General features: G+C 57.7%; 23 protein-coding genes. 13 read left to right on the top strand and 10 right to left on the bottom strand.

Features of this window, described 5'->3' with window-relative positions:
- Positions 1-149: 149 nt before the first annotated feature.
- Positions 150-1,175: a peptidylprolyl isomerase gene (locus HUO12_RS13920; RefSeq protein WP_176274159.1), complete on the top strand. Its 1,026-nt coding sequence runs from the start codon at positions 150-152 to the stop codon at positions 1,173-1,175.
- Positions 1,172-1,507 (top strand): DUF1905 domain-containing protein, encoded by a 336-nt coding sequence (locus tag HUO12_RS13915; protein ID WP_176274158.1) that lies wholly within the window; start codon positions 1,172-1,174, stop codon positions 1,505-1,507. The genes HUO12_RS13920 and HUO12_RS13915 overlap by 4 nt, the downstream gene beginning before the upstream one ends.
- Here the strand turns inward: HUO12_RS13915 and HUO12_RS13910 are convergent.
- Together HUO12_RS13910 and HUO12_RS13905 are read right to left on the bottom strand one after the other, a co-directional pair.
- Positions 1,504-3,345: a methyl-accepting chemotaxis protein gene (locus tag HUO12_RS13910; protein ID WP_176274157.1), complete on the bottom strand. Its 1,842-nt coding sequence runs from the start codon at positions 3,343-3,345 to the stop codon at positions 1,504-1,506. The two genes, HUO12_RS13915 and HUO12_RS13910, sit on opposite strands and share 4 nt — an antisense overlap.
- 145 nt (positions 3,346-3,490) lie before the next feature.
- Positions 3,491-5,581, bottom strand: a complete 2,091-nt coding sequence (locus HUO12_RS13905; RefSeq protein WP_176274156.1) for a RelA/SpoT family protein — start codon at positions 5,579-5,581, stop codon at positions 3,491-3,493.
- 167 nt (positions 5,582-5,748) lie between these two features.
- Between HUO12_RS13905 and HUO12_RS13900 the strand changes: the two genes are divergently transcribed.
- Positions 5,749-7,551 carry a PAS domain-containing hybrid sensor histidine kinase/response regulator gene (locus HUO12_RS13900; protein WP_176274155.1) on the top strand — a complete coding sequence of 601 codons (1,803 nt, stop codon included), beginning with the start codon at positions 5,749-5,751 and terminating at the stop codon, positions 7,549-7,551.
- A gap of 8 nt (positions 7,552-7,559) precedes the next feature.
- On the opposite strand, the gene hemF is transcribed toward HUO12_RS13900, so the two are convergent.
- The gene (hemF, locus tag HUO12_RS13895; RefSeq protein WP_176274154.1) at positions 7,560-8,417 is read right to left on the bottom strand and encodes an oxygen-dependent coproporphyrinogen oxidase; all 858 of its coding nucleotides are present in this window, start codon (positions 8,415-8,417) and stop codon (positions 7,560-7,562) included.
- 127 nt (positions 8,418-8,544) lie between these two features.
- On the opposite strand from hemF, the gene pdeM reads away from it, so the two are divergent.
- From pdeM to HUO12_RS13850, 9 genes are all read left to right on the top strand, one after another.
- Positions 8,545-9,252, top strand: a complete 708-nt coding sequence (gene pdeM, locus HUO12_RS13890) for a ligase-associated DNA damage response endonuclease PdeM (protein WP_176274153.1) — start codon at positions 8,545-8,547, stop codon at positions 9,250-9,252.
- Entirely contained in the window at positions 9,253-9,699 is a 447-nt protein-coding gene (locus tag HUO12_RS13885) for a hypothetical protein (protein ID WP_176274152.1), read from the top strand.
- A gap of 132 nt (positions 9,700-9,831) precedes the next feature.
- Positions 9,832-10,350: a translation initiation factor IF-3 gene (gene infC / locus HUO12_RS13880; protein WP_176274151.1), complete on the top strand. Its 519-nt coding sequence runs from the start codon at positions 9,832-9,834 to the stop codon at positions 10,348-10,350.
- A gap of 233 nt (positions 10,351-10,583) precedes the next feature.
- A complete protein-coding gene (locus tag HUO12_RS13875; RefSeq protein ID WP_176274150.1) occupies positions 10,584-10,886 on the top strand; it encodes a hypothetical protein in 303 nt (100 codons plus the stop codon).
- Positions 10,887-11,015: 129 nt separating this feature from the next.
- The gene (locus HUO12_RS13870) at positions 11,016-12,191 is read left to right on the top strand and encodes a DUF547 domain-containing protein (protein WP_232367407.1); all 1,176 of its coding nucleotides are present in this window, start codon (positions 11,016-11,018) and stop codon (positions 12,189-12,191) included.
- 83 nt (positions 12,192-12,274) lie between these two features.
- The gene (locus tag HUO12_RS13865) at positions 12,275-13,714 is read left to right on the top strand and encodes an SLC13 family permease (RefSeq protein ID WP_176274149.1); all 1,440 of its coding nucleotides are present in this window, start codon (positions 12,275-12,277) and stop codon (positions 13,712-13,714) included.
- Between the two features lie 164 nt (positions 13,715-13,878).
- Entirely contained in the window at positions 13,879-15,198 is a 1,320-nt protein-coding gene (locus tag HUO12_RS13860; RefSeq protein WP_176274148.1) for a cystathionine gamma-synthase family protein, read from the top strand.
- A gap of 18 nt (positions 15,199-15,216) precedes the next feature.
- Positions 15,217-16,395, top strand: coding sequence for a formate-dependent phosphoribosylglycinamide formyltransferase (gene purT, locus HUO12_RS13855; protein WP_176274147.1), 1,179 nt, complete (start codon positions 15,217-15,219; stop codon positions 16,393-16,395).
- Entirely contained in the window at positions 16,392-17,186 is a 795-nt protein-coding gene (locus HUO12_RS13850) for an SDR family NAD(P)-dependent oxidoreductase (RefSeq protein WP_176274146.1), read from the top strand. Before purT ends, HUO12_RS13850 begins: the two co-directional genes overlap by 4 nt.
- A 274-nt stretch (positions 17,187-17,460) precedes the next feature.
- Here HUO12_RS13850 and HUO12_RS13845 read toward each other — a convergent pair whose 3' ends face one another.
- Together HUO12_RS13845 and HUO12_RS13840 are read right to left on the bottom strand one after the other, a co-directional pair.
- Positions 17,461-17,949: a DUF998 domain-containing protein gene (locus HUO12_RS13845; protein ID WP_176274145.1), complete on the bottom strand. Its 489-nt coding sequence runs from the start codon at positions 17,947-17,949 to the stop codon at positions 17,461-17,463.
- Between the two features lie 114 nt (positions 17,950-18,063).
- Positions 18,064-18,597: a J domain-containing protein gene (locus tag HUO12_RS13840; RefSeq protein WP_176274144.1), complete on the bottom strand. Its 534-nt coding sequence runs from the start codon at positions 18,595-18,597 to the stop codon at positions 18,064-18,066.
- A gap of 159 nt (positions 18,598-18,756) precedes the next feature.
- Between HUO12_RS13840 and HUO12_RS13835 the strand changes: the two genes are divergently transcribed.
- Entirely contained in the window at positions 18,757-18,921 is a 165-nt protein-coding gene (locus HUO12_RS13835; RefSeq protein ID WP_176274143.1) for a hypothetical protein, read from the top strand.
- A gap of 81 nt (positions 18,922-19,002) precedes the next feature.
- Here the strand turns inward: HUO12_RS13835 and pal are convergent, their stop codons facing one another.
- The 5 genes from pal to tolQ all read right to left on the bottom strand — a co-directional run bounded on the left by pal (position 19,003) and on the right by tolQ (position 22,901).
- Positions 19,003-19,524 carry a peptidoglycan-associated lipoprotein Pal gene (gene pal, locus HUO12_RS13830; RefSeq protein WP_176274142.1) on the bottom strand — a complete coding sequence of 174 codons (522 nt, stop codon included), beginning with the start codon at positions 19,522-19,524 and terminating at the stop codon, positions 19,003-19,005.
- Between the two features lie 61 nt (positions 19,525-19,585).
- A complete protein-coding gene (tolB, locus tag HUO12_RS13825; protein ID WP_176274141.1) occupies positions 19,586-20,980 on the bottom strand; it encodes a Tol-Pal system beta propeller repeat protein TolB in 1,395 nt (464 codons plus the stop codon).
- Between the two features lie 3 nt (positions 20,981-20,983).
- Positions 20,984-21,736 carry an energy transducer TonB gene (locus HUO12_RS13820; RefSeq protein ID WP_176274140.1) on the bottom strand — a complete coding sequence of 251 codons (753 nt, stop codon included), beginning with the start codon at positions 21,734-21,736 and terminating at the stop codon, positions 20,984-20,986.
- A 14-nt stretch (positions 21,737-21,750) separates the two neighbouring features.
- Entirely contained in the window at positions 21,751-22,197 is a 447-nt protein-coding gene (locus HUO12_RS13815) for an ExbD/TolR family protein (protein WP_176274139.1), read from the bottom strand.
- Positions 22,197-22,901, bottom strand: a complete 705-nt coding sequence (gene tolQ / locus HUO12_RS13810; RefSeq protein ID WP_176274138.1) for a protein TolQ — start codon at positions 22,899-22,901, stop codon at positions 22,197-22,199. Before tolQ ends, HUO12_RS13815 begins: the two co-directional genes overlap by 1 nt.
- Positions 22,902-22,906 lie beyond the last annotated feature (5 nt).

Genomic DNA, 22,906 nt, shown 5'->3' with positions numbered 1-22,906 from the left:
TCGCTGCTCGAGCGCGTCCTTGTCTGTCCTATCGTTACGCTACTTTAGGACGGTATTTCCATCCTATCGCTTCGCGACTTGAGGACAAGAGCGCGCGCTCTAGCGGCCACGCGCTTGTCGTGCAAGCGGTGTGATGGCACAAAGTCAACATGAAAGCATATGTACTGACCGCAGCGGCGTTGTGTGCGCTGATCCCGCCCGTCCATGCACAAGAGGCTGAGGCTCCAGCCCCCTCGCCCAATCAGATCGTCGATGACGCCGCGCCTGAGGAATGGGTGACCATCCCGACTGAAGAGCTGATGGTGATGACGCTTGCCCCGGATGCGGAGGGAAACCTGCGCGAGGTTATCATCCAGCTGATGCCGCCGCCCTTCAGCCAGGGCTGGGTGCACAACATCAAGCTGCTTGCACGTAGCGGTTGGTATGACGGGATCAGCGTCAACCGCGTGCAGGATAATTATGTCGTCCAATGGGGCGATCCCAATTACGACAATCCGGAAAGCGATGGCGCGAAGAAGGTCCTGCCCGAGGGACTGAAGGTGATGGAGGAGGAGAATTATGGTGCCGCCTTCTCCATAACACTCCGAATGCCGCGCAACAGTCCAACAGAGCTGTTACAGACTCCACCTTTTGTGCGGATCAAGAACGACAAGACCTATGGAGAAACGGCCTTGTCCATGGGTTGGCCGGTTGGAGTTGTCGACGTGAACAGGAGGCGGGGCTCGCTGCGCGCCGCGGAAGGCCGCTTATTTCCCGTTCATTGCTACGGCATGGTTGGCGTTGGAAGGAACTATTCACCGGATACAGGCTCTGGCGCAGAACTTTACACTGTGATCGGGCATGCACCGCGCCATCTTGACCGCAACATCGCACTCGTCGGACGGATCATCGAAGGCATGGAGCATCTCTCTTCGCTCCCGCGAGGCAAAGGTACGCTCGGCTTTTATGCTGACTTCGAGAAAGACAAGCGCACGCCGATCCTTTCGATCGACGTTGCGGCTGATTTGCCCGAAGGCGAGCAACCCGCATTTGAATATCTCAGCACTGAAAGCGAGACCTTTGCGCGCTATGCAGAAGCGCGCGCGAACCGGCGCGATCCGTTCTTCATCGTTCCCGCAGGCGGCGCAGACATCTGCAACATCCCGGTCCCTGTCCGCAGGGTTGCAAGCGATTGACGGAAACCGTCACCACCACGTGTCCCCTCATCCGCTGGCGAGGGGATCGCGGCACTTATCACCTCGTTACAATTGACGGCGAAGTCGCTGAAGCGATCACAGCGCATGCAACACTGCGCCGGCTGGAGTTTGGGCGTCAGCGTGGCTTTGGTTCGGTCAAGGTGATCGCACGGATTGGCGACACGGAATGGAAAACCTCTGTCTTTCCGATGAATATGGATGACATGTCGCGCCGCTCGAAAAACTGGACACTGCTCATCAGCAAAAAGGTGATGCGGTCAGAAGGGCTAGAAGTCGGCGACCCCGTGCCGATATGCCTCGAGCTTCTTTAAGCGCCATTTGCCACGGCAAGCAAATGGCCCCTACCACCAGATGTGACCGGGCTGACCGTCATATTGCTGCGTAGATCTGTAAGGAAGCGCTCAGCTTTCTTATTCAGATCGTCTCCTTGCTCATCGAGACTGCGCGCTAAAGCTTCGACTTTGGAGGCTGTTTCGCCAGTCGCCAGCGACACGCTGAGCAATTTCTCCAAACGTTCCGCAACTGCGTCTGAACCTTGCGACGCGGAGTCGATATTGCGCGCGAGCAAATCGCCGGAGCGAGCTTGCGTACCCACAGCATCCGCGATCTGTTCAGCGACACGCTCAAGATCGCGGATCTGGTCAACGATAGCGGTGAGGTCGGACACGCTTTCGCTGGTTGAGGCCTGCATCAAGCTGATCCGCTCGCTCACTGTGTGGGTCGCTTGTGCGGTTTGGTTCGCCAGTTCCTTGACCTCGGAAGCCACGACGGCAAAGCCCCGTCCTTGTTCTCCGCCGCGCGCCGCTTCGATCGATGCATTCAGGGCAAGCAAGTTTGTCCGGTGGGCAATCGTGCGGATAAGCTCGGCAATCTCACCGACTTCAACCGCAGCAACGGAAAGAGATTCCATTTTTGCATGTGCATTGCTGACGAGGCTGCCAGCTTGGCGCGCGAGTTCAGCCGATTCATTCGCATCACCGCTGATCTTCGCGATCGACGAGGTAAACTCATCCGTCGCAGCCGCCGCAGAAGCGACGTTTTGAGCCGTCCTTTCCATCGATGCCGAAGCTTCACTAGATTGCGTAGCTGATCGCTCCGCGAGATCTGCCATCGTATGCGAAGATCCACGCAATTGCGCAGAAGCAGCGACAACATCATCAATGGCTTGTCCGATGGATAGCTTGAAGTCGTCCATAGTCTTTTCGATCAAGGCCACTCTGCTTGTGCGCGCTTCCTCAAGCTGTTGCAGCTCGCGTTCAGCGCTTTGCGCGCGCTCTTCATGCAAATGCCGCAGTTCAAGCGAGTCGCGTTGAAAGCGGGTCAAGGCTCGCGCCATCGCGCCAAGCTCGTCTCGCCTTTCGCGGCCAGGTATCGGCGTGTCGTGTCTCCCTTTGGATATCTCCCCCATCGCAAAGGTGATCTGCGTGATTGCGCTGACGATACTTCGGAAGATTACTCGTGATCCTACGACAGCAAGCGACACTGCAATCACACACAAGACAATCCCGGCGAAGATAATGCCCCAGCCCACAGTACGTAGATCCTTCGAAGCACTAAAAGCCATTTGCTGTATCGATTGCGCCTCCTCGAGCAGGTCCTTGCGCAGTACGCCGAGCGAGCCATTTGCCTCGCGGGCTGCTTCCAATTCATTTGTTCTGCTGTCCTGCTCAAGTTTTTCGCTAAGCACAGCAATTCTGCCGTCGAACTCAGTCAGGTTAGTTAGAACGACCGGATCAAGACCGGAACGCAGTTGTCCCGAAGCCACACCCAGCTTTTCGCGAGCATCCTCCAAGTCTTGACGCGCTTTGGCTAGATCGACAGGCGACATATTGTCTTCGTACATATGCAAGGAAAGCGCGGCTTCCATAACGCTGAGGCTGGCCTGGTTTGTACGGGCCTCTGCGTCTCTGAGCGCGGCCTGTTTCTGGCCAAAAGCTGCGACAGCTGCCATGCCAGCGACGATGGTTAAGACGACGGTGAGCAAAATGGCTGCGTTAGCAAGGACCGCCGCGCGCAGCTTCGCATTCAAGGAGAGGCGATTGAATCTCCTCGCCACCATTGATCGAGGGGCCCTCGCTTCCAGACGCTCGGCATGCGGCTCAGCAACTGAAAACTGACGCTCGATCTTTGACGAAAGGTCGGATGGCATAGACACACTGCAAAACCCAATTGGCAATCATCGCGGGGCGATGGCTCTCACTCAATTGAGCTCGATATTTCCGAAGGGCGCAAGTTTGCGTAAAACCCAAACTACGTATTCTCAGATAATTGCCTCATAAGACGAGAACTGCGCGTTAGACCCGTTCCGCCTGAGCGATCGCGTCACTGGCGCGCAAAGCGCTCACGATGCGAGTAAGGTGCGCTAGGTCCTGAACTTCAGCATCAATCTCGTACGTCGTGAACGGATGGTCGAGCTCAACCTGATCAAGGCTCGTCACATTGGCCACATTCTGCGCGAAAATGCCTGCCATCTCAGCAAGTGTCCCCGGGCGATCGTAAAGCGTCACCCGAAGACGGCCGAGCGCGCCTTGCGAACGCTTGCCCCAAGACAGGTCGAGCCAATCCGCATCGACACCGGTGGCAAGCTCCAGACAATCAATCGAGTGTACTTCAACACGTTCACCGGGCTTGCGAAGACCGACGATCCGGTCGCCCGGCACCGGGTGGCAACAGGCCGCAAGCTCAAATCCAACCCCGGGAGTAAGGCCGCGAATGGATATCGCATGCTCACGCCGGGTCCAGTCCTCATCTTCGTCAAATTCAGCAGTACAGCCCGGAACCAGCGCTTCCATGACATCGCGATCCGAGAGCTTAGCAGCTCCGATCGCGTACATCAGGTCCTCCTCCTCATCCATTTCCAACCGCTTGACAGCTTCGCGCACGGCTTTCTTGCCGATCTTTGCCGGTACCCGCGCTGCAATGGCATCGAACAGTTTGCGTCCGATTTCTGCAATTTCCGCGCGCTCTTTCAAACGAACCGCTCGGCGGATTGCTGCACGTGCTTTACCCGTTACAACGAAGCTCAACCACGCAAGCTGAGGCTCGGCCTTCTTTGCTTTTATGATCTCCACGACGTCGCCATTGATGAGCGGCGTGCGCAGCGGCATGTGCCGCCCGTTGATCTTTGCGCCTACCGCTTGCGCGCCCAGATCAGTGTGCACAGCAAAGGCAAAATCGACCGGCGTTGCGCCTTTAGGCAGCTGGAACAACCCACCTTTCGGCGTGAACGCGAAAATGCGATCCTGATAGATCGCGAGCCGCGTATGTTCGAGCAGCTCCTCGGCATCATGCGCCGCATCGACGATCTCGATCAAATCGCGCAGCCATGCAACCTGACCATCGGGCCGGTCGCCTTGCTTGTAGGCCCAATGCGCGGCGAGTCCGAACTCGTTGCGCTGATGCATTTCCCGCGTGCGGATCTGCACTTCGACACGCATGGAGCTTTCATACATCAGCGAGGTGTGCAGGCTGCGATAGCCGTTCGATTTCGGTGTTGAAATGTAGTCCTTGAACTTGCCGGGCAGGAATTGCCAGGTCGTGTGCAGGACACCCATGGCGCGATAACAATCGCTCACGTCCTCGCAGATAACGCGGAACGCCATGATGTCCGTTACTTGTTCGAAGGACACGTGGCGTTCGGACATTTTCTGCCAGATCGAGAATGGATGCTTCTCGCGACCTGAGACTTCGACCTGCAGGCCTGCCTCTGCCAGTGCCTGTTTGATCTTCAGCGCAATTGCATCGACTTGCCCGCCATCCTGATTGCGCAAGTCTTTCAGCCGGTCATTGATGGTCTTGAAGGCTTCGGGCTCAAGCTGTTCAAACGCGAGCAGCTGCATCTCGCGCATATATTCATACATCCCGACGCGCTCGGCCAGAGGCGCATAAATATCCATCGTCTCGCGCGCGATCCGCTGACGCTTCTCCGGCGATTTGATGAAGTGCAACGTGCGCATATTGTGCAAGCGGTCCGCCAGTTTCACGAGCAGGACGCGAATATCCTCGCTCATTGCGAGCAGGAACTTGCGCAGGTTTTCCGCGGCCCGCTCATTCTCCGGCATCGCTTCGATCTTGGAGAGCTTCGTTACGCCATCGACCAGCCGCGCAACATCGGTACCGAAGTTCTCTTCGATATCGTCGATCGTCGCGAGAGTATCCTCCACTGTGTCATGCAGCAGAGCAGTGATGATCGTTTCCTGATCGAGCTGCAGGTCCGTCATCAAACCTGCGACCTCTACCGGATGGCTGAAATAGGGATCGCCTGATGCGCGCTTCTGCGTACCGTGTTTCTGGACTGTGTAGACATAGGCACGGTTGAGCACCGCTTCGTCAGCGTCCGGGTCGTAGGACTTGACCCGCTCAACAAGTTCGTATTGCCGCAACATCGTACTGAGAACATGTGAGCATCACGCCCGATTGTGCAAGCGCGAAATGCTCTTGGTCGCCAGATCAGCCTAGCGAAGTCAGCATTCGTCCCATCAACACGTTCCGCATAAACCCGTACTTCTGGTTTCAGCCCTCATTTCCCATGATCGCGCTAAGGTTTGCCTCCATGGCGACTTTCTGGCGCAATTTCTGGCAACAATTCAGCCCAACGATCAGCATAGTACTGATCCTCGGGGCAGTCGCGCTGTCGATTGTGCTGCTCCTCAACCGAGGCATGTTATGGGATATTGCGATCCCGCTTACCGCACTGTCGGTGAGCAGCGTATTGCTGCTTTTCCTTGTTCGCGAGAGCACGTCGCACCGTCATTTTCAGCAGCAGCTGTCAGATTGCGAAGCGCAGATCCGGGCTGGTGAAGAGAAGAACCGGTGGCTCAAGCTTACCGAAGCCAATGCGCATGTCGGGCATTGGCGGCTCAACCTTTTGACCAACGAAGTCTATTGGTCTGACGAGACTTTTCGCATCCATGGCCTGTCTGGCACGACACCACCACCGCTCGATGACGCCATTCGTTTTTACCATCCTGACGACCGAGCGCTTGTCGAAAACGCAGTAGAAAGCGCGCGCACGACCGGCGAGCCTTTTTCTTTTCGAGCGCGTCTGATGCGACAGGATGGTGATATTCGACACGTGGAATCGGTCGCGATGCTCGAATATGATGAAGCTGGCCAACCGGCCATGCTGTTCGGCGTACTTGCGGATCGCACAGCGGAAGAAGCCATGCAAAGAGACCTTCGCGAAGCACGCGATGATGCACGCGCGATGGCTGCAGCGAAGAGCGCATTTCTCGCAAAAATGAGCCACGAAATCCGAAATCCGATGAACGGTGTATTGGGCTTTGCTGAGTTGCTTTTGACAAGCGATCTGTCGGACTCGCAACGCCGTCATGCTGAGTTGATCGCGGAGTCCGGTCGCAACCTGCAAACGCTACTGGGAGATATTCTGGACCTTTCCAAAGTCGAAGCAGGCCGGCTGCAGATCCATCCCAAGCCCATCAATTTGAGCGAGTTGTTGCAATCAGCCGTTAGTCTCGCAGAGCCGATTGCACGTGAGAAATCACTCAGCCTGAGTTACAGGCTCGACCCTGCACTTCCGCGCGTTATCGACATCGATCCAATTCGATTGCGGCAGATCCTTACCAACCTCCTGTCCAATGCCCTGCGCTATACTGATCGCGGTAGCATTGTGCTGAGTGCCGAGGCTGTCGAAGCGCAACTGGTCATCACTGTTAGTGACACTGGCATAGGCATTGATCCAGAAGCCCATGAACGGATTTTTGATCCTTTCGCGATGGTCGATCCTAAAGACTATGATGATCGCGGAGGGACCGGACTTGGGCTGCCAATCTGCCGTCAGCTTGCGGGGTTAATGGGTGGTACAATCACCGTAGAAAGTGCAATCGGGCAAGGAAGCCGGTTTGTGCTCACATTGCCCTTAGTCGCCGCAAATCGGTCCTATTGCGCTCTTCCGGGAGGGGACAAGACGGGTGACCGCAAACGCGGGTGGAACGGCGCGCCCATATTGCTGGCTGAGGATTTCGACATCAATCGCGAGCTTGTGATGGAAATGGCCCGTCGGCTCGATCTGGAAATGGACACCGCATGCGATGGTGCTGAAGCGGTCGCGATGGTCCGCGCGGCGGACAAAGCAGGACATCCCTACAGCCTCGTACTGATGGATTTGCAGATGCCGGTGATGGACGGGTTTGCTGCAACGCGCGTTATCCGCGAATCTGGGTTTGATGCGACAAGCCTGCCGATCGTTGCGTTGACTGCGAACGCCTATGCGGAAGACATTGCCGCCTGCAAGCAAGCAGGCATGCAAGAACATTTGGCAAAGCCACTATCCTTCGAAGCCTTTCGCGAGGTGCTTGAGCAATGGCTTCCCGGCGACAATGCCAAAGCTGCGTGATATTGTGTCTATGACCAAGTCGCTCTGGGCGGCAGGCTCATCAGGATCGCATCGATATTCCCGCCAGTCTTGAGGCCGAACAGCGTCCCACGGTCATAGACCAGATTGAACTCGGCATAGCGACCACGATATTCGAGCTGCGTTGCAACGTCCGCGTCAGTGAATTCGCTGTTCATCCGGCGCCGCACCAGCTGCGGGTAGATGTCAAGGAATGCCTTGCCCACATCCTGCGTGAACGCGAAATTGCGTTCAAACGCTGCTTCGTCTTCGCATTCCAGATGGTCGTAGAAAATTCCGCCGACGCCGCGATGCACTTCGCGGTGCGGTATGTAGAAATAGTCATCCGCCCACTTCTTGAACTTCTCGTAATAGGTCGGATTGTGCGCCATGCAGGCCGCACGATAGCGTGCATGGAAGTCCTCTGTGTCTTCCTCATAGGGGATCGGCGGGTTGAGGTCCCCTCCCCCTCCGAACCATGCCGCCTGCGTCGTAAGGAAGCGCGTGTTCATGTGCACTGCTGGCACATGCGGGTTGGTCATATGCGCGACGAGCGAAATGCCAGTGGCGGTAAAGCCGGGATGCTCCGCGCTTGCGCCGTTCACCTGGCCTGCGAACTCAGGTGAAAAGCTGCCTTTGACAGTCGAGACATTGACGCCGACTTTCTCGAACACTTTGCCTTTCATCAGGCCCTGGACGCCGCCGCCAGGGTCCTCATTGCCCTCTTCTTCACGGGTCCATGGCGTGTATTCAAAGCTCGCTTCTGAGCCCGCTTCGCGTTCAATCGCTTCGAAGGCCGCGCAAATATCGTCGCGCAGTCCTTCAAACCATGCCTTTGCGCGCGCGGTTTGCTCAGTCCAGTCAGCCATGTCGTCTCCCGTCAATCTGGCGTTGTCTGAGCGATCCCTTGCTCTTTTCGCCAGCAAATATCTCTGATTTCAATCAAAGCTTTGGCGCCCTCTTGCCAAAGCCGCGCGCCATGGGCAAGTAAAGCTCATGGTTCCCGTTTCGTTCGCGCCGATGGAGTTTGCCGGAGAAGAGCTCGTGCTCACCTCTTCGCGCGCGCTCTATTGGCCGCGCGAGAAGGCTCTGCTTGTGGCGGACCTGCATCTGGAGAAAGCGAGCTGGTATGCCAAGCACGGGCAGATGCTGCCGCCTTATGATAGCCGCGAGACGCTGGAGCGCGTGGCCGATGCCGTGAAGCAAACCGGCGCGCGCCGTGTGATTACACTGGGCGACAACTTCCATGATGATGCCGGCACGCAGCGATTGGACGAGTATGCAAGCGGTATGCTCGAAGCACTCACCCGCTCGCTCGACTGGGTGTGGATCACCGGCAATCATGACGAGCAGATGGCGCGCGGTTTTGGTGGCGAAGTTCTCGACGAGACAGAAATCGCAGGGATCCTGTTGCGCCACGAAGCACAGCGTGGTGAGACAAAGCCTGAACTGTCAGGCCACTATCATCCCAAGATGCGTCTGCGAGTGCGCGGACGGCATGTCAGCCGCCCTTGCGGGGTTGTCAGCCGGAACAAGACGCGCGGAGATCGCATGATCCTGCCTGCATTCGGTTCACTCACTGGGGGGATGGATGCAGGCGCACCGCAAATCCTCAGCGCGCTTAGCCCCGCCAGCCGGATCGATGCTGTGCTCCCCGCGAAAGGCAAGCTGGTTCAGTTTCCGTTGTATCGGGATGCAGCGTAGGTGAGTTTTGAACCACTTGTCTGGCTGATCGGAACACTAACACCATGGCATTTCGTCATATGGTTTAGCTTGGCCGGAATTCCGGCAGTCGTCATCCCTCTGGCCACCAGTCAAAAACCCAAGCTAAGCGTCTTGGTACAGGTTCTTTGGATTCTAGGGTGCCTTTATGGCCTTTTCGGATTGATGCTTGGCCAGCTTTATGGCGACAAGTATGGTTTTCTTGAAGTCCTCCCGACCGGCTTCCTTTTTGGGTTAGCCTTTATGCTTACGCCTCTTTTTGGACTGCTGTCCTTAAGCAGAACCTCGAACGACGGCCTCGACGGATGCTTTGTTGCAGCGTCGCCCATCGGGGGAATGTTCTTTGGATCATGCACCTGGGTATTCCCACGCATCATCGGCTTCGGATTGATCGACTTCCCCCGATACAGCTGGGCGGTCCAAACCTGACCCTAAGACTCTCCTAGCGTTTTGCTTCGATAATCCCTACATAGCGCCTCTGCGTTGCAGCGCAGAATCGCACACGACCCAATACAGGCTGAAACAGGAGAATACCCCATAGCCCGTCCACCCCGGCGATCGATGGCCCCGCCCGTTAAAAGCGGCCCTCGCTACGATAATTTCATTCAAACTCCAACGGTCCGCGTAATCGACCATGAGGGTGAGAATCTCGGCGTGATGAACACGCGCGAAGCGATTGAGCAAGCGGCCGATGTTGGCCTCAACTTGGTCGAAGTTTCTCCCAACGCAGACCCGCCCGTGTGCAAATTCCTGGACGTTGGCAAGCACCGCTACGAAGCCCAGAAGAAAGCCAATCTCGCGCGCAAGACGCAAAAGACGCAGGACATCAAAGAAGTCAAAATGCGTCCCAACATCGACACGCATGATTATGACGTGAAGATGCGCAACGTGAACAAGTTCATCGACAATGGCGATAAGGTGAAAGTCACTTTGCGCTTCCGTGGCCGCGAAATGGCACACCAGGAACTTGGCATGAACCTGCTCAAACGCGTGCAAGAAGACGTCGAGGAAATCGCGAAAGTCGAAGCCTTCCCGCGCCTCGAAGGTCGCCAGATGCTGATGGTCCTTGCGCCTAAGTAAACGGCGGAATCCAAATGCTGTCGAATTTCTCGAATTGGCCCAGAGTGTTCAGCGCTCTGGGCCTTATTTCTGGTGTTTTGGTCTTGGTTGGCTGCACGACTCGAGAGCCAAAGAGTTCATTGCTTGATGCTGAGGCTGACTTCGCAATCTATCTGGCCCAAATACGTGAGATGAAATATGTGGGCTCGCCAGAGTGCCCTGATGGGATGATTTGCATGAATGCGATCTACTCAATGACCTTGGACACGCACGAACCGATTTCAGGCAATCCGCTGATCGGTGTTCAGACGTTCGAGGTTGTGCAGCACACCGCTTTTGCCGACGGTCTAATCCTCGCAATCCATGCGAAGCGAAACGCGGCGGACCAATGGCAGCTGATCAGTCGCGAACCTGTTGATCTGGAGGTTTGCCTGCCAATCCCAGCTTACGAAGCGGTTGCGATGATTGATGATTCCGAAAGCCCCTGGTTTGCGGAGATCCGTGGCGAGCAGACCGAAAGCGAGGAAACCTGCTTCTCGAAATATCTCAAGGACTAAAGCGTGTAGACGGTCGTTCTTCGACGAGCATTGAAAATGGATCGATCAACGCCGTGGCGCGTATTGACAAGTGACCGCTCAACACGCTGCTTGCGAACACGCATCTCTATCGTTGAAAGACCGACCCCCATGGCAATCCGATCAACCCGCCGTATCCCTGCTTTAGCCACTGCAGCGATGGTCTGCACTGCGCTCACCTTGCCGGTTGCTGCACCTGTGTCCGCACAGCGCGAAGTGGCCAACACTCTCGCGATCGCTGCGCCCGCATTCGACCAGTCATTTGCACGCTTCACGCCATCAGCAGACCGAATTCAGCACAAGATCGATTATACCGCTTGGGACGAAGCGATGCGATACATCGTCTTCCCAATGGGGCGCTCGTTGCGTCAAGCGCCTGGTCGGCCAGACCCAGGCCTTGGGACAAGGCGGTATTTTGGTCATGATTCGCGTTATCGCCTTGAAGGCAATCGCGTGATGTTCTCATTTTTCGATGACGAGCTGCGACAGAGCATCCGCGAGTATCGGATCGAGCTGGAGCGGACGCCTGATCTGATCGAATTCACGCGCATCCCGCGTAACGAGCAACTCGCTTTCTGGATCAACCTTCACAATGTCGCGATGCTCGATCAAATCGCGCATGCATGGCCTGTGCGTGAGCCCAGCACTATCGCAGTGGATGGTTTGCCACTTGATGAAGCGAAATTCATCAATGTCAGCGGTGTAAAAATGAGCCCGAAGGACATCCGCACGCAGATTGTCTATCGCAACTGGAAAGACCCGCGCGTCATCTACGGCTTCTGGCGCGGCGATATCGGCGGCCCATCCATCCAGCGCGCGGCTTTCAATGCTGAAAATGTGGAGCGTCTGCTGGACCGCGGAGCCAGCGATTTTGTGAATTCGCTGCGCGGCGTGCAAAAGCTCTCTGACCGCTTGCAGGTTTCCAAGATCTATGAGGAGGCGGCACCATTCTATTTCCAGGATTGGGAAGCCGATCTTCGCACGCATATCGCGAAGCACGCGGAAACCGAGGTCCAGCAATTGCTGAGCAAGACCGATACGGTTGAAGCATCGCTGTATGAAACGGATATTGCGGATCTGGCCGGCGGACAGCGTGAGCCAACCTACAGCAATATCGTTTCCAACGGCACCACTCAGCGTTTTCGCATTCCGCAAGGAATGGCCCGGCTGCTGCAGGAACACGGCACGAAGATGGAGCGGATAGAGCGCGAAGGTCGCACAGGTTCTGTGTTCTTCATGGATATCCAGCTGCCCGGCGAAGAACCAGTCGACAACGAGATCGAGTAAGCTTCGCAATCTGGCGAGCCGCGCGCTCGCCAATTCGAGAAAGCAACGCTAACGTGCGCTTTGCCTAATCGCAGGGGAGCCACATGACAGCGCGCGCAATCGGTCTTGTTCTTGGACCGCTCGCCTTTGCCATCACCGTATTGACCGCTCCGCCTTCCGGCATGCCGGAACCTGCATGGCTGGTCGCGGGGCTGGTTGTGTGGATGGCGACATGGTGGATGACCGAGGCCATCCCGATGACGGCAACTGCTCTGTTGCCCTTCGTGATCCTACCTTTCGGCGGGATCATGACAGCCAAGCAAACGGCAGGCGCGTATTACTCCGATATCCTGTTTCTGCTGCTCGGGGGTGCATTTCTCGCGCTCGCGATCGAGCGGACCGGCCTGCATCGCAGGCTTGCTGTCCTGATCTTAAGTAGCCTTAACGGGCGCGGTGGCCAGACAGGCTTGCTGCTTGCATTCATGATGAGTGCGGCGCTGCTTTCCATGCTCATATCAAACACATCGACCTCGCTCATCATGATGCCGATGGCTTTGGCTGTGCTGGCGGCGGGCGAAGCAAACAAGCGCGCGAGCAGCGGCGGCGCGGAACTCGCTATCAGCAAGGACGGTCTTTCCGGCGCGCTGCCGCTAGGCATTGCTTTTGCTGCGAATATTGGCGGGCTTGGGACGCTGGTCGGATCGCCCACTAATGCGATAGCAGTAGGCCTGCTGGACGAGCTGATTGGCGTCACCATCAGCTTTGCACAATGGATGATGTTCGGTTTGCCGCTCGTCATCGTCGGAATTCCCATCGCGGCGTTCGTCATCATTAAAGCGCAGCGCGTTGGTGAGACACCCTTCGATGCAAAGGAAGCGACGCAAGCGATTGCCGATAGCTCGCCATTGAGTAGCGCGGAGAAGCGCGTGCTCGCTATCGTCGCGATCACCTTTGCCGGTTGGATGACGCGGTTGCTGCTCGCGCCTTACCTACCCGAAGGGTCTTGGACCGACGGGACAATCGCAATCATCGCCAGCCTTGCCCTGTTTCTCTTGCCTGACGGAACCGGCCGCCCGCTGCTTGTTTGGTCAGAGGCGGACCGCGCGCCATGGGGCGTCATTATGATGTTTGGCGGCGGACTGGCGCTGGCCGCAGGTATGAGGGCGTCCGGGCTCGACACTTGGCTGGGCAACGCCTTGCTGCCGCTGGAAGTCTTCCCGCTGCTACTGGTCGCGATGGGCATAGTCGCGATGGTGATCCTTGTGACGGAGTTCGCGAGCAATGTCGCAACCGCCACTGCCATCATTCCGGTCGTTGCAGCCTTGGTCGTTGCATTGGGTGTCGATCCGATCCTGCTCGCTCTGCCTGCCGCGCTTGCCGCAAGCTGGGGGTTCATGCTGCCCGCCGGTACAGGGCCGAACGCGATTGCATGGGCCACAGGCCGTATCAAAATCCAGCGAATGGTTGGCGCAGGTTTCATCCTCGACCTGATCGGTATCGTGCTGATCGTCGCAATGGTCTGGCTAATCGCAGCTGTTGTGTAAGCCGGGTGATATCCGACTTGCAGCCTGCCCTCCAATCTAATATCAAATGAAACCAGTTGGTGTGACGGAGAGGCGGTCCTGCGGAGGTTAGGATCGGGGGCCGTTGCAGCCACCAGATCAGCTTCTGCCTTCCTGGGAGCATGCAACAAGGAAGGATCGCCCGCATGACGGACGCCATCGACCCGATCGATCAACCCACCCCGCGCCGTAAGCCCAAAGACCCGGTGACCACTATCAACGGCCGCCCAATGAAGCCGAGCACGCTTATGATGGGTTATGGCTATGACCCGGTGCTTTCAGAAGGCTCTCTGAAGGCGCCGATCTTCCTCACCAGTACTTTCGCGTTTGAGAATGCAGCAGCGGGCAAGCGGCACTTTGAAGGCATTACCGGCAAACGCGCGGGCGGTGCTGAAGGCCTGGTCTATTCACGCTTCAACGCGCCCAACCAGGAAATCTTGGAAGACCGACTTGCAATCTGGGACGGGGCGGAGGAAGCGCTGAGCTTCTCCAGCGGGATGACGGCCATCGCGGTGCTGATGCTGGCCGCGTGCAAGGCTGGCGATGTCATCGTCCATTCCGGCCCGCTCTATGCCGCGAGTGAAGGCTTCGTTGCGAAGATCATGGCGAAGTACGGCGTGACCTATGTCGACTTCCCGGCTGGTGCGACCCCTGAAGAACTCGACGCGATAATGGCCAAAGCCAAAGCGCAAGCCGAAGCGCAAGGCGGCGAAGTGCCGTTGATCTATCTCGAGAGCCCCGGCAACCCGACCAATGCGCTGGTCGATATCGAAGCTGTGCGCGATGCGCGCGACAAGCATTTCGATGCAGATGCTTGCCCGATTGCGATCGACAACACATTCCTCGGGCCGCTGTGGCAGCGCCCGCTGGAGCATGGCGCGGACCTGGTGGTCTACTCACTGACAAAGTATGTGGGAGGTCACTCGGACCTGGTCGCAGGCAGCGTCTCGGGCAAAAAGCGCTTTATCGATGCGATCCGCGCACTGCGCAACACGATGGGCGGCATCGCTGACCCCAACACTGCATGGATGCTGCTGCGTTCGCTGGAGACAGTCGAGCTGCGCATGGAGCGCGCGGGCAAAAATGCAGAAAAAGTCTGCGAATTCTTGCGTGACCACCCCAAGGTCAAAGGACTGGGCTATCTCGGCATGATCGAGGATGCGCGCCAGCAGGACATTTATGATCGCCATTGCGAAGGCGCAGGCAGCACCTTCTCTGTCTTCATCAAGGGCGGCGAAGCGGAATGTTTCCGCTTCCTCGACGCGCTGAAAGTCGCAAAGCTTGCCGTGAGCCTTGGCGGAACCGAAACACTCGCCAGCCACCCCGCATCCATGACGCATCTCAGCGTGCCGGATGAGCGCAAGGCCGCGCTTGGCATCACCGACAATCTCGTACGGATCAGCATCGGGATCGAGGATCCGGATGACTTGATCGCCGATTTCGGGCAAGCCTTGGAGAAAGTCTGACCGCAAACCGGAGTACCGATGGCCTTCACCACAAAGATCCTGCTGCTTGGCTCTGGCGAGCTGGGACGTGAGTTCGTCATCTCAGCCAAGCGGCTGGGCGCTTATGTGGTGGCTTGCGATGCTTATACGGCAGCACCAGCCATGCAGGTCGCGGACGAGGCCGAGGTTTTCTCCATGCTCGACGGCGATGCCTTGCGCAAAACCGTCGAAAAGCATCAGCCCGATCTGATCGTCCCTGAGGTCGAAGCGATCCGCACCGAAGTGCTCGCGGATATCGAAGCGGTGGGCAGCAATGTCGTGCCCTCTGCGCGCGCGACGCAGCTCACCATGAACCGCGATGCGATCCGCGATCTTGCGGCGGGCGAGCTGGGCATTACGACCTCGCGCTATCGCTATGCGACAAGCATTGAAGAGGTTCGCGAGGCGGGCGACTTCACGGGTTTTCCTTGCGTGATCAAGCCGGTCATGTCCTCATCCGGCAAAGGTCAGAGCAAGGTCGACAGCGCGGCAGAGCTGGAAGCAGCATGGGAATATGCAGTCCACAACATGCGCGGCGACCGCAAGCGTGTGATCGTCGAGCAATTCATCGACTTCGATTACGAGATCACGCTGCTGACTGTGCGCCATGCAACCGGTATTACCTTCTGCCCGCCAATCGGACACCGCCAGGAACGCGGCGACTACCGCGAAAGCTGGCAGCCCACGCCCATGTCGGACGCCGCGATTTTAGCTGCGCAGGACATGGCAGCAAAGGTGGTCACGGCGCTGCAAGGCGACGGAAAAGGCTACGGCCTGTTCGGTGTCGAGTTCTTCATTCGCGGTGAGGAGGTGATCTTTTCCGAGCTCTCCCCTCGCCCACATGACACCGGCATGGTCACGCTGGTAAGCCAGAACCTCAGCGAGTTCGATTTACATGCGCGCGCGATCATGGGCATGCCTGTGCCGGAGAGCATCGCTGCGCGGCCTTCAGCAAGTTCTGTCATTCTGGCGGATCGCGCAAGCGAGCATGTTGCATATTCCGGCCTTGCCAATGCGATGGAGGATGGCGCGGATGTGCGTATCTTCGGCAAGCCCGTAACGCGGCCCTATCGGCGTATGGGTGTCGCGCTCGCCAACGGGCCGGACACTGACGCGGCGCGAGCGAAAGCCAATGCGGCAGCGAGCATGGTGACCCTGCATTATGGAGAAGGCTCATGAGTGACGAGCGCAAACCTGTCTTTCTCGTCATCGGTGCAGGCGCTGGCATTGGCGGGCATGCAGCAGCTCGTTTTGCCCGCGAAGGTTATCACGCTGTGCTGGCGCGGCGTTCCGACGAAGAAGGGCTTCAGCGCCTTGTTGCACAGATCGAGGACGCGGGGGGTTCAGCCTCCGGTACGCTGCTCAACGCCTCCGACGATGGCACCATCGAAGAGCTGGTCGAACGGGTGGAAGCCAACATTGGCCCGATCACCTGCGCGCTCTACAATTTGGGCGCGCAGATCGGCAACCGCACGCTAGATAACACGCCGCATGGCGCGTTTGAGCTTGGCTGGCGGCTCGGCTGCTTTGGTCTGTTCCGGCTCGCCCATGTGCTCATGCCGAAGATGGTCGCGCGCGGCCAAGGGACACTGCTCGTCACCTCCGCTACGGCAGCAGTACGCGGCAATACCGGCCAGCACAGTCACGCGGCAGCGATGGGTGGGCGGCGAATGTTGTGTCAGACACTCAATGCCGAGTTCGCCCCGCAAGGTGTGCATGTAGCGCATGTCGTGGTCGATGGTTCAGTCGATGCGCCGGACACGCTTGGCAAGCTGCTCGGCGACAAGTTCGAAGCCTACAAGGCCAGCAAGGGCGAAGACGGCGTGATCGATCCGGCGGCGCTCGCCGAGACCTATTGGAGCCTCGCGCAGCAACCGCGGAATTGCTGGACGCATGAGATTGATGTGCGCCCATGGACCGATGTGCCATGGTGGAATGACAATCCGATTGTTGCGATTGACAGGGACTAGTCCGAGCGCGTTTTCACGCCCGCTCATTCCCTTCCAACAAAGTTGACAAAGTTGACACCTGTCAACTTCGCTAAATCAGCCTGAAACCCGCAGAGTTCTCTCGTTTATAGCGCTTCCAACAAAGTTGACACTTTTCCTTTTTTTCAAAACTCGCGTGAGTTCTTGCGCGCAGATTTGCGACACATGGCGCAGAGATCGACGGTTTCAAAGAGCAGTGCGGGTACTAGCGCGCCGCGCAAATGTAGGAAATGTTGGATAGCGACCCGCCTGATTCTCAAGCCCTACTCAAAAGTGCGAACCAGCCGAACATGATGAGCGACGCGATCCTTTGGGTCAGGCCGCGAAATGCTTCGGGATCGAGGCCCGTAAACAAAATCCACATGTAGAGCAGGTTTATGAATGCAACAGCGAGCGACAGCTGCTTCAAGCGCTGAGAGCAATCAAACTCAGCGGCAAAAAACGCAGGCAAAAGCACAGAGAAAATCGCAAGCCCATAAAGGCCATGTCGCGGGTCACCGGTCGGGAAAATACCATTCGCCAGCATAGCCGCGCCAAACAGCAATCCTGCCAATCCCGCCCACGTCCATCCGCGCTTCAATGCAAAGCAACCCAGGCCGAATACCATGATGCTGATACCGGTGATGCTCGGCAAAATCTTTACAGCGAGCGCCAACCAAGGTGACGCCATAATGGATTCGCTCATATGCTGGCGAACGGGATCGTGGAGCGGATCGAACAGCGAGAGCACTACCATTGCGGCCATCGCCACAAAGGCAATCCAGGACTGGGTAATCAAACGATTGAAAGACTGCTTGCTTTGCACATCATCTCCTAGCTTCTGAGAGTTCAGGAAAGATTTGAGCGCGCCTCTGAAGCGCTACCCGCGCCATTCGCGGCGTTCTTCGCCTGCTTTGAGCACTTCATAAGCGAGCTGCAACGCCTGGAACTGCTTGGCAGCTTCCTCATCACCCGGCTTGACGTCAGGGTGCACGAGTTTCGCCTTCGCGCGGTAAGCTTTCTTCACAGCGGCAAAGTCTGCGTCCGCTTCAAGCTCGAGTAACTCCAAGGCGCGCATCTCGTCAGCACTGCGGGAACCATCACCTGAGCCGCTCCAACCGTAATGCGAAGCCTCGGCATAGCCGGCGCTTTCCTGCCGTTCAGCCTTGGCGCGCTCTTCCTTCTCAGCCTTGTCGAGCCCTTCGAAATAGTCCCATTTGGAGTTGTATTCCGCTGCGTGCTTTTGACAGAAGTACCAGCGGTCCGGGCTATTCGGCGCTTTGGGCGCAGGGCAATCGCCCTTCTCTTCGCAGCCATGGCGGTCGCATAGCCGCACAGTCGTCGCCTCGCGCGCAGAGCCATAGCCACGCCAGCGCGGAAAGCCCCAATCGTTTGAGCGCCGCGCCTTAGGCATGAGCGGGCTCCCGCCAATCTGCTGACAATGTCGTTGGTCCGACGTTCATGAGCTTTAGTCTAGGGGGCCTTGCGATTGATTGAAAGAGATGGGAACCAGTTTCGATAAGAAATGTTGCATCGCAACGTATTCTTCATAAATCGAAGCCAACAGGACATCATGAGCAAGCAACTCGCCATCTCCAGCGCATTCGCCGTCTTCGCCATGGCTGCAATGACGCTTACCATGACGGCAGAGAACGCATCGCATGGCTCCAGCAAGCCGGTTGTGCAATTTGTTGCAGACCTGCCGGACTTCGATCTGCCGACGCTGTTCTCTTTCTAAAGACAGCCAGCTTTATCCAAATTCAAAAAAGGAAGGCCAGACAAACTGCCCGGCCTTCCCACTCAGTCCAAGCGACTGAAATCAGTTAATCACGACGCTGACTGCGCGGCGGTTCTGCGCCCACGCCTGTTCGTTTGAACCTGTTGCAACCGGACGTTCCTTGCCGTGGCTGACAGTCTGGATACGGCCTGCATCAACGCCAAGGCTGACGAGATAGTTCTTGGCCGCATTGGCACGGCGTTCACCCAAGGCAAGGTTATATTCGCGTGTGCCGCGCTCGTCGGCGTGGCCTTCAACGGTAATCGAAACTTGCGGATATTGCCCGAGATACTGCGCCTGTGTCTGCAAGGCCGCCGCATCCGCGCTGTCGATGTTGAATCGGTCCGTATCGAAGAAGATCACGTTCTGGCCATTCACGGCATTTTCGAAATGCGCCTGGCTGCCGACGCTCGGGCCGGCGGGCGTAGTATCTACCGCTGGAGCAGGCGTCTCGGTCGAAGCCGGTGGTGGCGGTAGGTCTTCAGGTGCTTTTTGGCCGCACGCAGCAAGCGCAACGGTTGAGCTGAGAAGTACGAATGAAGCGAGTGTTTTGTTCATTTGCATTATCCTTCATGAAGGCGCGGGCTTGTTCAGGGGATTCGCCCATACGCGGTTATAGCACGTTTCAGGGGAGGATCGGTCCCCAGGCCGGATCAGACGCGTCCACCGGCGTCCTGAGTTTCCTTTCGTTACGCCCGGTCAAATCGACCTGGTGCAAAGCGGTCCGCCCCGAATTTCGCTCGGTGCGGAAGAACTGAATGATGCGTCCATTAGGCGCCCATGTCGGGGCTTCGTCCTGCCAGCCGCGCGTCAGGATGCGGAGGTTACGGCCGCTTGGCTCCATCACCGCAATGTTGAAATCGCCCGCGATACGCGTGAACGCGATCTGGTCGCCACGCGGGCTCCATTCCGGCGTTGCGCAGCGTCCGCCATGGAACGAAATACGCCGCTGACCAGTGCCGTCGGCATTCATGACATAACATTGCTGGCTGCCTGAGCGATCGCTCTCGAACACGATCTTGCTGCCATCAGGTGAGTAGGAACCTCCAATATCGATACCCGGCGTGTTGGTCAGCCGTACGCTTTGCCCGCCTGTTGCAGGTACGCGATAGATGTCTGTGTTGCCGCCAACCGCCATGGAATAGAGGATGGAGCGGCCATCTGGGGACCAGCGTGGGGCGAGCGTCGGGTTCCCTGTCTCTGCCACCAGCTGCTGCCGCCCGGTGCCGATGTCGTAGACATAAATGCGCGGGTTTCCATCGACATAAGACAGGTAGAGCAGCTTCTTGTAATCAGGCGAATAGCGCGGGGTGAGCGCAGTTGCGCTGCCCAGCGTCAGGAAACGATGGTTCGCACCATCGCTATCCATGATCGCGAGGCGTTTGACGCGTTTTTCCTTGGGACCGGTCTCGGCAATGTAAGCGATCCGGCTGTCGAAGAACGGGCTTTCGCCGGTAAGACGAGAATAGATCAAGTCTGAGCACTTATGCGCGGCGCGGCGCCAGTCCGCTGCTGGGACCACCCAACCTTCTCGGATGAGCTCGTCTTGCAAAGCCACATCATAGAGATAGCAACCGACGACCAGCCGGCCATCCGCGCGGCCTTGGACATAACCATGAACGAGCATCTCATTGCCGCGTCCGGCCCAAGTGCCCCAGGCCGGGCTTGAGATTTGTGGGAAGCCGGGCTGCGGCAGCTGATCGGGTCCGATGGGCTGGAACAGGCCGTTATTGCGCAAGTTAGCGGTAATGACGCGCGCAATGTCTTTGCCAAGGCCGGCCGTACCGTCATTGCTGGCGGCGGTTGGCACATCGCGGTCCGTCGCAAAGCCGGGAATAGCGATGGTCAGATCCTGCCAGTCGCTTTCGTCGGTTGTCGAACCTGTAAGGCCGCCCGTTTCTTCATCTTCAAAGACCGTCTCGACTTCACCGCCTTCAGGCGCCGGAGTGCTCAGATCCTGATTTTGCGCAGCCAACGGCGATGCAATCAGAGCAACAACAAGCAGGATAAGTTTCTTCATGCGTTAAAGCCTTCTGTCGAAACGCCATTCAGACACATTGCGCCAGGCGTTGTAATATTCGGGCGGCAAGTCGAAGGGTGCCGCACGTTGAACTGCACGAATGGCGCGCTCAGCATGCAAATCGGCTTGCGGCCGGTTTGAAGCGTTTATCCCGGCTTGTCGTACCACCCGCGGACGCCCGGCAAGCGTGCCATCCTCATTCAAGCGGAATGCAAGAATAGTAATCAGCTGCTCTGCATCCAAGCCCGACGGCGCGTTCCAGTGCGGCTTGATCTGACGAGAGATAGCCTGACGCAGCGAGGCTTGCGCGCTTGCGCCGATCTGGCTTGCGGGAATACGCGCGTCTTCGCTTGAAGTGGAATCGCCAGATCCAGTGAGGAAGTTGTCGCCGATGCGGCTGCCCGTGCTGCGCTCTGGCGGCGCTTCGTTGGTACGCGGCTGTGGGCGGGTTGCAGTGGTGGTCGTGGTCGGGGTCGTATCTGGGCTGCGCGTCACATCCGGCACGTCTTCTGGCGCAGGGGCCGTGACTGTATCGGCAAGCTCTGATGCAATTGCAGCCCGGCTTTCCGGAACGATCGCAGGCGCTGTGTCTTCCAACCCGACATTGCTTGCAAGGCTGACTGTCATTCGCTCTGGCAGAGGCATAATCTCGCCGCGCGAAGGCTGAATCAGAAATACAAGCACAAGCGCCAAGTGCAGCCCCAGCGCAACGCCGAGCCCGATCCGTTCCTCTCTATTGGCAGCTATTGCTTGCATGCTTGTCTCAAGAATTATGGCGAGGCGGATGAACCGTCTGTGACCAATGTGATCTGGTTGAACCCTGCCCGATTAAGCTCGCCCATGACCGCCATGACACGGGCATATTGCAGCGCCTGATCGCCGCGCAGCACGACGATCGGCGGCTGACCATCCGCGCGAGGCTCGATCTGCGCAAGCGTTGCTGCAAGCTCACCATCAGGCACAGCCGCATCCTCAACGAAAATCACGCCGGTATTGTCGATCGATACAGTCACTTGTTCAGGCGTCTGGTCGATCGGATTGGCGCGGCTTTCCGGCAAATCGACCGGCACTCCAGAAGCAAGCAAAGGTGCGGTCACCATGCAGATGATGAGGAGCACCAGCATCACGTCAACGAAGGGCGTTACGTTGATCTCCGCCATAGGCGCACGCTTGCTGCCGCGAGCGCGCCGTCCCGAAGAGGCCAGACCCATGCCCATCAGCTCTTGTCCAGTTCACGGCTAAGGCCAGCATGGACCTTGTCCGCGAAACGCTGGAGCCGCGCTTCGAAGCGGTTCACGTCATTGCTGAAGCGGTTGTAAGCGATCACTGCAGGGATTGCGGCGAACAGGCCAATGGCAGTAGCGAACAACGCTTCAGAGATACCTGGTGCGACCACCGCTAGTGAAGAGCTTTCCTGCGCGCCAATCTGGAAGAAGCTGTTCATGATCCCCCAGACCGTGCCGAACAGACCTACGAAAGGCGCAACAGACCCAGTCGTCGCAAGGAATGTCAGTCGTTCCGCAAGTTTGTCCGCCTCCTCAGCAACTTGCCCTTCCATCGCAGTCGCCGCGCGTTGGCGAACGCCGTCGCGGTCAATCTTGCCTGCTTTCGCGCTTTCCTTCCATTCGTTGAAACCGGCTGCAGCAACACGAGCAGACGGGTAATCGCTCGTTGAGGCCGGACCCAGCACTGCCTCCTGATCGCGTGCCTGCCAGAAATCTGCTTCGTAAGTGTCCGCCGCGCGTTCGAGCTTTTTCATCCGAAGGACAAACGAGACAATGATCATCCAGACCCAGATACTCGCCAGCACGAGGCCGAGCATGACGGCCTGAACAACTATGTCGGCTTGCAGGAACAGGTCGAGCGGATCGAGCCGGGTCGACCCAGCAGCTGCCGCCAGAATGTCAGTTGAAAACGTCATTATCG

The organism is Altererythrobacter lutimaris, assembly GCF_013371495.1.
GTDB lineage: Bacteria > Pseudomonadota > Alphaproteobacteria > Sphingomonadales > Sphingomonadaceae > Erythrobacter > Erythrobacter lutimaris_A.
The sequence above is the reverse complement of the archived record's forward strand: the minus strand, read 5'-3'. Positions and strand labels throughout refer to the sequence as shown.